Source organism: Oceanobacter antarcticus, from assembly GCF_044962685.1.
In the GTDB taxonomy this organism is placed as follows: domain Bacteria; phylum Pseudomonadota; class Gammaproteobacteria; order Pseudomonadales; family Oceanobacteraceae; genus Oceanobacter; species Oceanobacter antarcticus.
Map to the genome: position 1 here is coordinate 236,110 of NZ_JBBKTX010000003.1, position 13,583 is coordinate 249,692.

General features: G+C 53.8%; 11 protein-coding genes and 1 pseudogene. 9 read left to right on the forward strand and 3 right to left on the reverse strand.

From position 1 onward, the window contains the following. The first annotated feature begins 9 nt into the window (after positions 1-9). The 5 genes from WG929_RS03980 to WG929_RS04000 all read left to right on the forward strand — a co-directional run bounded on the left by WG929_RS03980 (position 10) and on the right by WG929_RS04000 (position 6,809). Complete coding sequence (locus WG929_RS03980; protein ID WP_416205000.1) at positions 10-1,278, forward strand: NAD(P)/FAD-dependent oxidoreductase; 1,269 nt, start codon at positions 10-12, stop codon at positions 1,276-1,278. Next, positions 1,278-2,186 (forward strand): DUF1365 domain-containing protein, encoded by a 909-nt coding sequence (locus WG929_RS03985; RefSeq protein WP_416205001.1) that lies wholly within the window; start codon positions 1,278-1,280, stop codon positions 2,184-2,186. Before WG929_RS03980 ends, WG929_RS03985 begins: the two co-directional genes overlap by 1 nt. Beyond that, complete coding sequence (locus tag WG929_RS03990; RefSeq protein WP_416205002.1) at positions 2,186-3,466, forward strand: class I SAM-dependent methyltransferase; 1,281 nt, start codon at positions 2,186-2,188, stop codon at positions 3,464-3,466. Before WG929_RS03985 ends, WG929_RS03990 begins: the two co-directional genes overlap by 1 nt. Positions 3,467-3,604: 138 nt before the next feature. Further along, positions 3,605-5,662 carry a TonB-dependent receptor plug domain-containing protein gene (locus tag WG929_RS03995; protein ID WP_416205003.1) on the forward strand — a complete coding sequence of 686 codons (2,058 nt, stop codon included), beginning with the start codon at positions 3,605-3,607 and terminating at the stop codon, positions 5,660-5,662. 175 nt (positions 5,663-5,837) lie between these two features. Continuing rightward, entirely contained in the window at positions 5,838-6,809 is a 972-nt protein-coding gene (locus WG929_RS04000; RefSeq protein WP_369855276.1) for a LysR family transcriptional regulator, read from the forward strand. Here the strand turns inward: WG929_RS04000 and WG929_RS04005 are convergent. Continuing rightward, a complete protein-coding gene (locus WG929_RS04005) occupies positions 6,806-9,301 on the reverse strand; it encodes a DNA polymerase II (RefSeq protein ID WP_416205004.1) in 2,496 nt (831 codons plus the stop codon). The genes WG929_RS04000 and WG929_RS04005 overlap by 4 nt on opposite strands. 50 nt (positions 9,302-9,351) lie before the next feature. On the opposite strand from WG929_RS04005, the gene WG929_RS04010 reads away from it, so the two are divergent. Continuing rightward, positions 9,352-9,711, forward strand: coding sequence for a pentapeptide repeat-containing protein (locus tag WG929_RS04010; RefSeq protein ID WP_416205005.1), 360 nt, complete (start codon positions 9,352-9,354; stop codon positions 9,709-9,711). A gap of 720 nt (positions 9,712-10,431) precedes the next feature. Here the strand turns inward: WG929_RS04010 and WG929_RS04015 are convergent. Beyond that, the gene (locus tag WG929_RS04015) at positions 10,432-10,692 is read right to left on the reverse strand and encodes a hypothetical protein (protein ID WP_416205006.1); all 261 of its coding nucleotides are present in this window, start codon (positions 10,690-10,692) and stop codon (positions 10,432-10,434) included. A 291-nt stretch (positions 10,693-10,983) separates the two neighbouring features. Here WG929_RS04015 and WG929_RS04020 point away from each other — a divergent pair, with 291 nt between their 5' ends. The 3 genes from WG929_RS04020 (at position 10,984) to WG929_RS04030 (ending at position 13,344) form a co-directional block, all read left to right on the forward strand. Beyond that, positions 10,984-11,778: a ComF family protein gene (locus WG929_RS04020; RefSeq protein ID WP_416205007.1), complete on the forward strand. Its 795-nt coding sequence runs from the start codon at positions 10,984-10,986 to the stop codon at positions 11,776-11,778. A gap of 30 nt (positions 11,779-11,808) precedes the next feature. After that, positions 11,809-12,789 carry a serine/threonine protein kinase gene (locus WG929_RS04025; RefSeq protein ID WP_369857043.1) on the forward strand — a complete coding sequence of 327 codons (981 nt, stop codon included), beginning with the start codon at positions 11,809-11,811 and terminating at the stop codon, positions 12,787-12,789. A 69-nt stretch (positions 12,790-12,858) separates the two neighbouring features. Beyond that, entirely contained in the window at positions 12,859-13,344 is a 486-nt protein-coding gene (locus WG929_RS04030; RefSeq protein ID WP_416205008.1) for an outer membrane beta-barrel protein, read from the forward strand. A 93-nt stretch (positions 13,345-13,437) separates the two neighbouring features. Here WG929_RS04030 and WG929_RS04035 read toward each other — a convergent pair. Further along, positions 13,438-13,583 (reverse strand): annotated as a pseudogene (locus tag WG929_RS04035) (IS4 family transposase); the annotation flags it as partial.

Sequence of the window (13,583 nt, forward strand, 5' to 3'; positions counted from 1 at the left end):
CTACTGCCCATGACAACCACCAAACCTGTCATCGCCATTGTTGGCGCCGGCATCTCCGGTCTGACCTGCGCCTGGTTACTGCGCCAACAGTTCGACGTGCATCTGTTTGAGGCCAACGACTATGTTGGCGGTCACACCCAGACCACCGACATCGAGATGAATGGCAAAAGTTGGCCGGTCAACACCGGATTTATTGTTTACAACGACTGGACCTATCCCAACTTCATCAAACTGATGGCCCAACTGGACGTCCAGACCGAAGCCTCGGATATGAGCTTCAGCGTCAAGTGCGAACACAGCGGCATGGAATACAACGGCCAAAATCTCAACAGCCTGTTTGCCAAACGCAGCAACCTGCTGAATCCGAAATTCTGGCGCATGGTGCAGGAAATCCTCCGGTTTAACCGTGACAGCCGCGCACAACTGGACGCCAACAGCCTGAACAGCCGCCAGACGCTGGGGCAATACCTGACCCGCCATGGCTACAGCGACTACTTCCGCCGCTATTACATTATTCCCATGGGCGCCGCGATCTGGTCTGCCAGCGAAGCCATGATGATGGATTTCCCGGTGCGCTTTTTCCTGACATTTTTTAATAACCACGGCCTGCTGAGTGTTAACGAACGCCCTCAATGGCGGGTGGTTTCAGGCGGCTCACGCAGCTATGTCGGGAAAATCCTGGCGGCATTGCCTGCGCAAAACATTCACATTAACAGTGCAATAACGACGATTGAACGGGATGCCGAGGGTGTCTCGCTGACGCTGGCGAACCAAACGTTCCGCGCTGACCAGGTAATTTTGGCCTGCCACAGTGATCAGGCGCTGGCGCTACTGGCCCAACCCAGCGCTACCGAACAGCACATCCTGCAAGCCATCCCCTATCAAAACAACGACGTGGTATTACACACGGACATCGGCCTGCTACCGCAACGCCGCCATGCCTGGGCCAGCTGGAACTACCATCTCGACAGCGAGCAACGTAACACCGTCGCCGTCACTTATTATATGAACCGGTTGCAGAACTTTACCGATGCCCCTGAGCATTTTTGCGTCACCCTTAACAAGACCGACGCTATTGATCCGACCAAAATCCTCCGCCGCTTCCAGTACGCCCACCCGGTATTCACGCTCGATGGCATGGCCGCCCAGCAGCGCCATCATGAAATCAGTGGTGCCAACCATACCCATTTTTGTGGTGCCTACTGGTTTAACGGTTTTCATGAAGATGGCGTCAACAGTGCGCTGCGGGTGTGCAAGGCGTTGGGAGTCAGCTTCTGATGGCTACCGCAGCAGTGTTTAACGGCCACAGCGCCCTCTATACCGGCTGGGTGCGCCATCGCCGCTTTCGCGAGGGACGCAATGAGCTGAACCACAAGGTCTATATGATGCTGTTGGATCTCGACGAAGTCGACGAGGTCATGGCACAGCATCCGTTCTGGTCAGCTCAACGCTCGGCCCTGGCTCGCTTTGACAGCACCGACTACTTTGGCCAGCACTCGTCAGTGGCGGCGCTGAAACGCGCCATCTTACGCACATTCGAAGAAGAGACCGGACAATCAGTGCAGCGGGTGGAAGTACTCACCAACGTGCGCTACTTCGGTTTTATCATCAATCCGCTCAGCCTCTATTTTGGCTATGACGCGCAGAATCGTTGTATCGGGACGGTGGCTGAAATCACCAATACACCCTGGCAAGAACGTTTTCACTACAGCCTGGTGATGCCGTCTAAAGGTGCTGGCCTGCCGTCATGCCCACTGGCAATTTATCCAGAACGGGTGTTCAAACGCCCGTCTGTCTGCCGCTACCAGTTCCGCTTTAACAAGGCGTTCCATGTATCGCCGTTTAATCCGCTGGCGATGCAATATCGCTGGGTATTGAACCCTCCCTCTGCCATCAGCGGCAGTGAAATACTCAGCCATATGGACGTGATCAAAGATGGTTACCGGGTGCTCGACGCCACCATGAAACTGCAACGCCAGCGGATATCCCGCGCCGCTCTGGGGCGAGTGTTATGGCACTACCCGCTGATGACGCTCCAAGTTGTGGCGGGAATTTATTACAACGCCGCCAAACTCTGGCTGCGTGGCAGTCGCTATCACCCACATCCTCACAACAACCCGGAACACGATCATGCCCGCCATCAAAAGCAGGCCGCAGCCCAGCCGACCTCAAAGGGAGATTATTAATGCCAACACCGACGACCACTCCCGCCACCGCCCCCGGTACCCTTCACTGGCTTGACCGTCTGTGCCGCCGAGCGCTGTGTCAACGTCTGACACAGATTCAGGATGCCTGCCTGACGATTTGCGAACAAGACCAGACCCATGTCTTCGGGGACACCCATCATGCCCTGCGTGCCACGGTCAAAATTCACGACCCGGAAGCCTGGCGCACCATCGCTCTGTACGGCAGCGTCGGCGCTGGTGAAGCCTACATGACCGGAGACTGGTGCGCCGATGACTTGCCCGCCCTGGTGCGTATTCTCTGTCGCAACAAAGAGGTACTGGATCGTATCGACAGTGGCTGGGCCAGTGCTGGCAAGTGGGCGCTGACATTGTGGAATCGGGCGCAGCGAAATACCGAAAAGGGGTCGCGTCGCAATATTGCCGCTCACTACGATCTCGGCAACGAGATGTTCGAGTTGTTTCTCGATCCGACACTGATGTATTCCAGTGCCATTTTCCCAACCCCTGACAGTTCGCTGGAGCAGGCATCGCGCTTCAAACTCGAGCGTATTTGCCAGAAACTGCAATTGAGCGCCGAAGATCATCTGGTCGAAATCGGCACTGGCTGGGGCAGCATGGCGATTTACGCCGCCCAGCACTATGGCTGCCGGGTCACCACAACCACCATCTCCGATGCCCAATACCGCAAGGCAGAACAGCGTATTCGGGAGGCCGGATTGCAAGACCGGATCACACTGCTGCAACAAGACTACCGTCAGCTTAACGGCCAATTCGACAAACTGGTTTCGGTGGAGATGATCGAGGCGGTTGGTCATCAGTATCTGGACACCTATTTCAACACCCTCAATCGGCTACTAAAACCCGATGGCATTGCGCTGATCCAGGCTATTACTATCGATGACTGGCGTTATCAACAGGCCAAAAGTAATGTCGATTTTATCAAGCGCTATATTTTCCCTGGCGGCTTTCTCCCCAGTGTCACCGCCATGCAACAGGCCATGAGCCGTACCAGCAACCTGAAAACCATTCACCTGGAAGATATCGGCAGCCACTACGCCGAAACCTTGCGGCGCTGGCGGCGAACCTTTCTCGACCAGCGCGAGCACTTGCACCAACTGGGTTATGACGACACCTTCTGTCGACTGTGGGATTTTTACTTTGCCTACTGTGAAGGCGGTTTTGATGAGCGGGTGATCAGTACCGTACACATGGTATTTGCCAAGCCAGGCAATCAACGGCCACTGTTATTGGGCGACTTGGTAACCGGATTGAGAACGTGATTGATAAAGAACCCACTTCTGTCACAGATATTTAATCGGATATCAGTAGGCTGACATGTGATCACTGTAAACTTAACCACACTGTCTTAACCACAACCAGCCGCCAAATTGCTCCTTCCATCGACACAGGACGCCGTCATGAAAGCGCTTTTACCCTTACTGCTACGACTATTACCCTTGGTAATGGTGACCAGAGCACAAGCCGATGTCTCCGAACCATCGTTGGCAGACGACCCCAACATCGAGGTGATTGAGGTACTGGGGGTAACAGAATCACTGACGACCGTCAGTCCGCGTAAGCTGCTGCGTGTTCCCGGCGCTGGCAACGACCCGCTGCAAGCCATCGAAAGCTTGCCGGGCGTGGTGTTCAGTAACAGTCAGGATTCCGCCCCGGCGGTGCGTGGTTCTTCTCCTGATGACAACGCCTATTACATCGATTTTTTCCCGGTGGGTTACATTTTTCATAGTGACTCGTCGAGTATTCTTAACGACAACGTGATTGAGGGTTTCACCCTGGAAGCCGCCGCGTTTGGGCCGCAATACAATGGTGCAACCGGTGCCGTGATCGATGCCACCTCACGTTCACCGGACTTTGCCATTCCCCAGACCGTGATCGATGTCAGCTTCCTCAAGGCTGGTCTTTTTATCGAACAGCCAATTAACAGCGAACAGAGCTTTTATTTATCCGGGCGCCAGAGTCTGTTTCAGTACTACATCGACGCGTTGCTGGACGATGAAGATTTCCAGTTCACCACCTTGCCGGAATACTACGACTATCAGGGGAAATACGAATATCAGCCCAGTATCACTGAAAGTCTGGTGGTGCAGGCCATTGGTTCCCGCGACAAGGCCGGGATAAAATTTGACGAAGACTCCGATGAACTCGCCCAAGATCCGGGGCTGGATGGCGGCCTCAATGTTGAGCGTTATTTTAATAGTCAGGCCATTGTCTGGGACAAAATTTACGGTAATGGGTTACAGCAAAAAACCGGATTCTCCCAGCTTGAAGAAAAATTCCAGTTCGCCATTGGCCAAAGTAATTATGTCAACGTCAAAACCAATAACTACGAGATTCGTAGCCAGTTTTCCAAACCGTTGAATCTGCATCACGATCTGCAATGGGGTGCTGAGCTATCAGAATCCCACGCGTCATTAAAAGGCCGTTACTCCGGCCCTCCGTGCGATGAGTACAACCCGGATTGCCGTATCGTTGATGGTGACGAGGTGGTATCCCTCAACGAAAAAATTGTCATCACCAGTATCAATCTGCACCTTGCCGACAGCTGGCAGGCCACCGAATACTGGATTCTGAACCCAGGCGTACTGGTTGCCAGAGAAGACTATACTGATGAACTTTTTATCGAACCCAGACTGAGCAGTGAGTGGCGAGTGGCACCCTACTGGAAGCTGACCGCCGCCTATGGCCGTTACCATAGTTTCCCGGACAACTTCGGCCAATACGCCAAAAATTTTGGCAACCCCGACCTCAAACTGGAAACTGCAATTCACTACGAAGCCAGTATCGAGCATGAACTGCGTGACGACCTGCTCATCCGGGTTGAGGGTTACTATAAAACCATGGATCGCCTGGTGGTGGCCCGAGCCGACCAGCAAACGGTCTATCCTGAGCTGTCCGATGAGGAATATCTCGCTTTACCCCGCTACACCAACGATGCCAGCGGCACAGCCTGGGGGCTGGAGCTATTTATCAACAAGGATCTGAGTGAACGCTGGTACGGCTGGGCATCCGTTGCCTGGTCTCGCACCCGACGCACCAACGAGCTGACCAACGAAGACTTTCGCTACAGCTATGACCAGCCGTTGATCATCAACCTTGTCGCCAGTTATGACTACAGCGATGTGTTGGCCCTGGGCTTCAAATGGCGCTATCAAACCGGCCAACTGATAACCCCCATAGAAGGTGCCATACAAGACAGCGACAATCCCGAGCTTTATAACCCGGTGTACGGCGAACTCAATTCCGAACGCTTACCCGCCTATCACGCACTGGATGTCCGGGCCGACCGTAATTTCTTCTACACCTCCTGGGAAATGACGTTGTATGCCGAAATTCTCAACCTCTACGGTCGCGCCAATGTGATCGACTATCAGTACAAAAATGCTGATTACAGTGAACGGGAAGATGTGACGGATTTACCAACCATTGTCTCGGTCGGCGTCAAAATACGCTTATAAATGCTATAAATGTCTTGAATTAACCAATAGCGCGCCCATCAATACGCCAATAAAGACAACAATCGAAACCAAAAACCTACCATTGTTCCAAAAATTATGGCACGGTAGGCCCCAGAATGCGTCTTCAAACCTTTCTATGCGTTCGAAGGCCAACCGCCGATATCAGGAGAGCCCCATGCAGATTGGCAAGCGCGAAGAATTTGACCTCAATGAAATGGCGATTTTTGTCCATGTCGTGGACGCTGGCAGCTTTACCGGAGCTGCCAAAAATCTCGGACTGCCCAAGTCCACCGTCAGCCGCAAGATTACTCAACTCGAAGAACGCCTCGGTGTGCGGCTGATCCAGCGAACTACCCGCAGCCTGCGTCTGACAGATACCGGCAATGCCTACTATGGCCACTGCTCACGTATTCTCAGCGAAATTGAAGAAGCCAATATCGCAGTTACCCAGATGCAAACCACACCCACCGGTACACTGCGTATTACCGCTCCGGTGCTGTTTGGCTCAACGGTACTGTCCAGCCTGGTAGCAGAATTTATGGATCAGCATCCCCAGCTGACGATTGACCTGGTGCTTTCCGATCAACTGCTGGATCTGGTGCAGGAAGGCATCGACGTTGCCTTCCGTATTGGGCAACTGGAGGATTCGTCGCTGATTGGCCGCTATCTCGGTGATGTTGGTGTACTGCTGTGTGCCAGCCCGGATTATTTGCAACGCTTTGGTACGCCGTCGCATCCAGACGACCTGGCCAACCACCGCTTGATCACCGCATCACGCTGGCTGCAGTGGAACATGACCAGCCCTGAGGGTGAAGAACTGACGGTTCAGGTCAAACCCAAGCTGCAGGCAAACGATTTTGCCTCACTTTATGCCCTGACCTTGTCCGGTACCGGTATTACACCACTGCCAGCCTTGATTGCCGCCCCCGCGATTCAGTCCGGCGACCTCGTACCACTCTGTTGCGACTACCCGTTTGAAGCCAACCCGATTCATACCTTGTACCCCAGCAACCGCCATCTATCGGCCAAGGTACGCAGTTTTGTTGACTTCGTGATCGACAATATTCGTCCCAATCCACCTTGGGAAGTGGAACTGCCACAGCACCAGACAACGGCCTGCGAACCGGCTACCGTGACTGAGCACTAGGGGCCAAACAACGACCCTTGCGTCCCCAATAAATCATCCACATCATCGCCGGTAAACTGAAAAATCGCGGCGGCAATCGGTCGGAGTTGTTTGTCAATATAGTGCTGGTAATCCGGTGCGGCGGTGGGATAGACCAAGCCATCGTGTTGGTCGTTATCTTGTTGATCGTCCAGTGGCTCCGGGCCGTTGGCGGTGATGCGGTAGCTGATCCAGCCGCGTCCTTGCTGATACCTGGGCATCAGGCCATTCTGTTGTCGCCAGTGGTCGAGTTTCATCGCTGCACGGGCATGGGGAGGCACCTGGCGCTGGTACATGGCTAACGGTTGTCGCAAGCGTTTGCGATAGCTCAGCAGGCTGTCTGAGTGGCCATCAAGCAAGTCGCGGAGCTGTTGCTGCACCCAATGCTGATATGGCTGTTGCAGAAAGATTTTTCGATATAACTGCTGCTGAAATTGCCGCGCCAGGGGTGTCCAATCAGAACGCACCGCTTCCAGCCCTTTGAACACCATTTTTGGTAAGCCATCAGCGTCGCTGATCAGCCCAGCGTAACGCTTTTTGCTGCCGGTTTCTGCGCCCCGAATCGAGGGCATAAAGAAGCGTTGATAATGGGTTTCGTATTCCATTTCCAGATAACTCTGGATGCCAAAACGTTGTTGCAGGTTCTCTGCCCACCAGCGATTCAGGTCAGTGGCCAGCTGCTGGCCAATCCGGTCGGCGGCAGAATCTGTGACGGCGGCTCGCAAACACACAAATACCGAGTCGGTATCGCCATAAATCACTTCGTAACCTTGAGCGCTTATCCAATCTGAACTGGTCTGGATAATCTCATGGCTACGCTTGGTAATAGAAGCCGATAGCCGGGTATCGTGAAAACGGCAGCCTTCCGACCCCAATACGCCGTAGCAGGAGGCCATAATAATTTTAATGGCCTGCGACAGCGGTTTGTTACCTTGCTGCTTGGCGTGTTCGCGGTGTTCTCCCAGCCCGCGAATCAGCTCCGGCAAAATATGCTGCTGCTGATGAAAGCGTCCGCCAAAAAATCCGGGCACCCAGTCGGCATTCGGCAACGCCAGCGTGGCATCGGTAGCCAGTCCTTCTATCAATCCCATCGGATCGATTTTAAAGGTACGAATAATCGATGGGTACAGGCTTTTGAAATCCAGTACCAGGACATGCTCGAACAAACCCGGCGTCGACTCCATCACGTAGCCACCGGGGCTTTTTTCAGCGCGGTAACCTTCGCCAAGATTGGGGGCGATATAACCGGCGCGGTGCAGACGCGGCAGGTAGAGATTCTCGAAGGCAGCCACCGAGCCACCCATCCGATCCAGTGCCAAGCCAGTCATCAAGCTACGTTCGATGGCAAACTCCAGTAGTTTGAGCTTCTCGAAGATACGCCAGACCAGGTCGCAATCTTGCAGATTGTAGGCCGTAAAAGCACCCAGGTCGGTTTGATAAAGGCGCTGGATATCCTGCCCCCGATGACTGCCAGTGAGCAGTTTGGAATCCCCTAACAACTGTTCAGACACCGCATTCAACGAGAAACTTTCAAACTGGTAACTGGCTGCCCGCAACAGCTCAATGCCATCCAATGCCAGTCGCCCAGCCATATTGACGATGATCCGGTCGGGCATATTCCGTTGCCGCCGCACCTGTAATCGGCTGCCATCGCGACCCCAACGTATGGGAATGTCATGCTCGTGATATTTCTGCTGCAACACATTGAGATCAAACTGGATCAGGTTCCAGCCCAGAATCACATCCGGGTCTCTTGCCGCCATGCGGTCGTTCAGCGCATGCAAAACCGCCACTTCATCCGCCAGCCGTACCAGTTCAACCGGATCCGTCGCAGTCGCCGCGCCCGCGCCATGCTGTTCAACCAGCAACACACAACGATGTTGTGACGTTACCAGCCCAACGGAATAGAGTTTCAGCGCTTCGCCCTGGCGCGGAATATTGGTTTCAATATCCAGCGACAACCACTGCAAGGTCGGCCGATAACTGCCTGGGAACAGACGCCCCCCTCGCAGCGTCTGATAAGCGTCTGCATTGTTTGGTACAGCCACTGATACTGAGGTTTCAGATACTCCAGCGGCATCGTAATGAATCACTGCAGCGCCATAGACAAACCGCTCCATCAGATAACGATCAGTAATGCGCACATCCACTTCACGACAGGGAATCTGCTGATTCAGTAATAAGTCCCGCCAGCGGTAGCTATAACTGGCGGGCATATAACAAGCGGTGACCGCTTGCTGGTCAAAGGTTGCCAACGCAACCGGGCGACAGCTTACCGGCCAACCCAGAGCACGGGCCATGCGTTCCGCCTCCTGCTGATGACGGCGTTCGATAAAACACACGGCAGGCTGCCGCAACTGCTGGCGTAGCGGGCCAACCGGAGTTTGCCACCAGAACACCAGTTCTGAGTCCTGATCCGGGGCGGCATCCGACCAGCTGGAGGTCAGTAGAAAAGCGTCAAGCGAACGAGTCATTGAGGGTCATCTATACTGAAGGCCACCCAGTCTAATCAACGAGGTTTTCCATGACTACAGCCGCCATCAGCCAGGATCCCCTGTATCAACTGCTCCGCAATGATGACGTCGCCGGATTTAATCAGGCTATCCAGCAAGGCCAGGTATGTCACCTGGCCGGCCTTGATTTGCGCGGCCTTGATTTACGCGGCCTTCTGGTCAGCGGAATGGATCTTACCGATGCCTATTTTCGTGGCACCGACCTGCGCGGCATTGATTTTCGTGACTGCTGCCTGGATGGCGTCAGCCTAGTGAACTCGCGTGTCAGCGGCTGTTATTTTCCGCCCGCCATCAGCGCCGAAGAACTCAGGCTATCGCTGGAGTTTGGTACCCGCTTGCGACACGTACACACACCCGCTGAAAATAAATGAGAATTATTATTGACAGCAAAGATGAGAATGACTATTGTTTGCTTATCGGAGCTAGCGATAGCAACGGTGTTCACAACACGGCCTTGGCTGTGAGGTGATCTCTCTCATCAAGCTAATCACGGTTGCTTTGCCCCTCTTTTAGAGGGGCGTTTTTTTGCCTGCTGCTTGTCGTGGTACTTGTTGTTGTCGTGGTTCAGTATTGCCGCATGCCACCCCCTCTCGCATAACCTCCTCTTACCCAGGTGACGTTCTCAATGATTAAACCGAGTCTGCGGAACGCCCGTTGGTTTCAGAACAAGACATAAGGAACGCGATTTATTGAACTCAACAAGTGACAAATAACGCCGTACCGGAAGTTACTGGTCTCAGCGCGATGGGTCAGGGTCAAATAATTGAGAACATCCCTTGCAGACTGTTGATTTTTGTTTTCGAGGCAGTCAATGCAAGGCAAAAACAGAAGAAAAGAGGGAGTTTATGCTCAATAAACAACCTATTTGAGCCTGTTTTTAACACCGCAATAGCAACGCAGGTAGAAAATCAACAGCCCCTAGGAGTTTGCCGGGCTTAAGGCTGCTCTACTGCGGAAAAGCCGAATCTGGCTGTTTTTTGAGCAATTTTTTATTAAATAGAACCACTATTCGCCTCAAATTTGCGCAAACCCGTCTTTCCCTCGCGACGAACGCCTAAGTCCGACAGGCTCCTAGAAGCACAAACCGGATTTCAAGCCTGGGTATCCAGCAAGTAGCCTATTTGAGCACTCTGCGCTTCTATCAGCTTACCGGCGGCGCTCATCAGTTGCTTGCCCTGCTGCATATCCACCAACGCTTCGGTCACACCGCCAGTTTCTTCAATCGGACGCTGGGACATGGAGCCCGCCACTTGCTGCGCCGCCACGGTGACACGCTGTTCGGCATCACTGACCATATGGGTCGCCTGAGTGCTCATCGTCATGGCTGAGCCGGAAGTAGAACCTATATTCATTTGACCACTCCTTGCTGTATCAATAGGGTGCATCTAAAAATGTAGCGAGCGATGTTCCCAATAACGCATTATGGACACCGACAGTACGGTCACCTCACGCGACCGAACCAGTCTGCAGGCTTGTCGTAGCGGTGTATCAGACTACGCCTCTGTACAAAATATCAACACTTTATTCGGTAACATCAGGCTACCAAATGTAATCTGCTGGGTGTTATTAGCAGATTGACCCAAGATCGACATCCAAGCAGGATACGTCGGGTATTCATACGCAAAAACAGGTCAGGGAAGACAATGACAAGACGCCTCGGGTTGAATCTGTTGAATACGATTCAGATATCAAAACACCAGTCGGCGGTGCAGCTGTCAGACTTTCGTTGTGAATGGTGCCTGACCACAGTCAGCAACAGTGTCAGCGGATTTTTGTGCCACCACTGCGAGACTATCTTGCGTGCTCCCTACCCGGCGTGCAGCCAATGTGGCGAATTATTAAACTCCGCTGAACGCCGTTGTCAGCATTGTCAGCAAATGCCACCCGCATTCGATTACACTCTGGCGTTTCTGCCCTACCAAGCACCCGTTAGTTATTGGTTGCGTCAGGCGAAAGACCGCCGCCGCTACGAATGGCTGTTACGTCTGGGCTACTGGATGGCTCGCTATCCCCCCGCCGCCATCAACCAGGTGGACGCGTTTGCCTATGTACCTTCAGGTTGGCAGAAACGGCTCTGGCGCGGCTTTAATCCCGCTCGGATTATCTGTGAACAACTGGCAGCAATGCACCACAAACCGATAGTACACAAAGCGCTGCGCCGTCGTGGCAGTACGCCGCAACGGGGCCAACAACGCCAGTCCCGATTACTGCAGGCCAGACAACAGTTTGCCAGCGGCCAGCAAGCGCTGGACGGCTTGCACCTGCTGCTGATTGACGATGTGCTCACTACCGGTGCAACGGCAGATGCCACAGCAGCGCTGCTGAAACAGCAAGGTGCCAGTATTGTCGGTGTCTGGGCGCTGGCACGGACGCCGCCTCCCGGAATGCCGATACCAATGCCACAGCATGGATGTGGGTTGCCTGAGAGTCAGGCATAATCGCCTGTCGAATCCAGGTGAGGCCCGATCATGTCTGCACATCCCTACGCTAACCTGACCCCGGAACGGGTGATGGATGCCATTGAGTCAGTGGGCTATCTCTGTGACGCCAGGGTATTCCCGCTCAACAGTTATGAAAATCGGGTGTACCAGGTCGGTATCGAAGAAGGCGAGCCGCTGATCGCCAAGTTCTATCGCCCTGATCGCTGGAGTCGCGCTGCGATTCTGGAAGAGCACAAGTTTATGTTTGATCTGGTCGAGGAAGAAATCCCCGTCGTTGCACCGATCCAGATTGATGGCGAAAGTCTGTTCTATAGCGAACCCTTTATGTTTGCGCTGTTTCCGCGCCGTGGCGGCCATGCACCGGAACTGTCATCCAATGCCGATCTGGAATTGTTGGGGCGTTGGTTGGCACGCTTGCATCAGGTTGGTAGCTGGGAGTCCTTTGAACATCGGCCGGTCATTCTTGGCGCACAGGATCTGGCCCAGGCCGCCGAGACGGTGCTGAGCTCTGGCCATATGCCCAGCGACTACCACGCAGTGTATGCCAGTATCTGGCCACAGCTGGTGCAAAGCCTTGAGCAGCAAATGTCATCCCGTCCTTTCCGTACCATTCGGGTACATGGCGACCTGCACCCAGGCAACCTGCTTTTGCGTTATGAACAACTGTGGATGGTCGACTTTGATGATTGTGTGCAAGGCCCGGCCATGCAGGATATCTGGATGCTGCTGAGTGGTGCACGGGACGAACAATTGTCGCAGCTGGACGTCATCCGCAACGGTTATGAAATGTTCCGCCCCTTCCCCTATACGGAACTTTCACTGGTCGAGTGTCTCCGAACCATACGTGTTATGAAGCATGCTGCCTGGCTTTGCCAGCGTTGGGACGATCCGGCTTTCCCTATCGCCTTTCCCTGGTTTGACAGCCATCGCTTCTGGTCAGAGCACATTCTGACTTTGAGAGAACAACAGGCGGCATTGCAGCAAGAACCACTGGTACTGTTTGCCTGAGCCTGTTGGGCAGCAGTGCACCCGTTTTATATATCTAACATGCGTTAAGGAACTGCTATGACTCGATCGATGACATCTTCTCTCCTGCTGACCACTCTGCTCTGCACCGGTACTGCAGCACATGCCGATGAAATGGATACCAGCAAGCTCTATTTGGGCGGCAGTTTTTCCTACAACACCATCGACTCCCCATTTGGTGGTGGCAGTGCCGATGCAACCGGTGTCCAGGGCTTTGCTGGCTATGAAATGGCGACCCTTGAAGGGGGAATTCATACCAGCGTTGAACTGGGTATCAGCCAGACCGGTGACTTCGACCACACCGATGAAAGCATCAGTGGCTTGTGGCTCGCTGCCGTCGCCGAAAAAGACCTGCCAGAGATCAATCCTAACCTGTCACTGCTTGGCCGGGTTGGACTGGATGTGGGTGACGACGACGGCATACTGACCGGTGTGGGTGTTGGTTATCGGCTTAACCGCCAACTGCAATTACGTGGGGAATTTGTTAACAAGGATGCGTCCAACCAATACCTCGCCAGCTTGCTCATCAAACTCTGATATTGGCACCAGCATCTGGACACACAGCCCGAATATACAGTCTGAACAGACAATGAGATCGCAATAAAAAACCGGCCATCGCCGTAATGCTGTTCACTTAAGCGGAGCAGCATTACAGTCAACCGGATAGCGGGTTTTGCTCATCTTCACCGTTCGGGGACTTCCTGGCCTCGAACGGCGTTCCAAAAACAGTCCACCAATCCCCGATCTCAGTTCCGATAACCGCCTGCCAGCCCCTG

Coding starts and splice junctions, on each gene's coding strand:
- WG929_RS04025 (WP_369857043.1), top strand. CDS start 11,809: ATGTCTGCACATCCCTACGCTAACCTGACCCCGGAACGGGTGATGGAT.
- WG929_RS03980 (WP_416205000.1), top strand. CDS start 10: ATGACAACCACCAAACCTGTCATCGCCATTGTTGGCGCCGGCATCTCC.
- WG929_RS04015 (WP_416205006.1), bottom strand. CDS start 10,692: ATGAATATAGGTTCTACTTCCGGCTCAGCCATGACGATGAGCACTCAG.
- WG929_RS03985 (WP_416205001.1), top strand. CDS start 1,278: ATGGCTACCGCAGCAGTGTTTAACGGCCACAGCGCCCTCTATACCGGC.
- WG929_RS04005 (WP_416205004.1), bottom strand. CDS start 9,301: ATGACTCGTTCGCTTGACGCTTTTCTACTGACCTCCAGCTGGTCGGAT.
- WG929_RS03995 (WP_416205003.1), top strand. CDS start 3,605: ATGAAAGCGCTTTTACCCTTACTGCTACGACTATTACCCTTGGTAATG.
- WG929_RS04030 (WP_416205008.1), top strand. CDS start 12,859: ATGACATCTTCTCTCCTGCTGACCACTCTGCTCTGCACCGGTACTGCA.
- WG929_RS04020 (WP_416205007.1), top strand. CDS start 10,984: ATGACAAGACGCCTCGGGTTGAATCTGTTGAATACGATTCAGATATCA.
- WG929_RS04000 (WP_369855276.1), top strand. CDS start 5,838: ATGCAGATTGGCAAGCGCGAAGAATTTGACCTCAATGAAATGGCGATT.
- WG929_RS03990 (WP_416205002.1), top strand. CDS start 2,186: ATGCCAACACCGACGACCACTCCCGCCACCGCCCCCGGTACCCTTCAC.
- WG929_RS04010 (WP_416205005.1), top strand. CDS start 9,352: ATGACTACAGCCGCCATCAGCCAGGATCCCCTGTATCAACTGCTCCGC.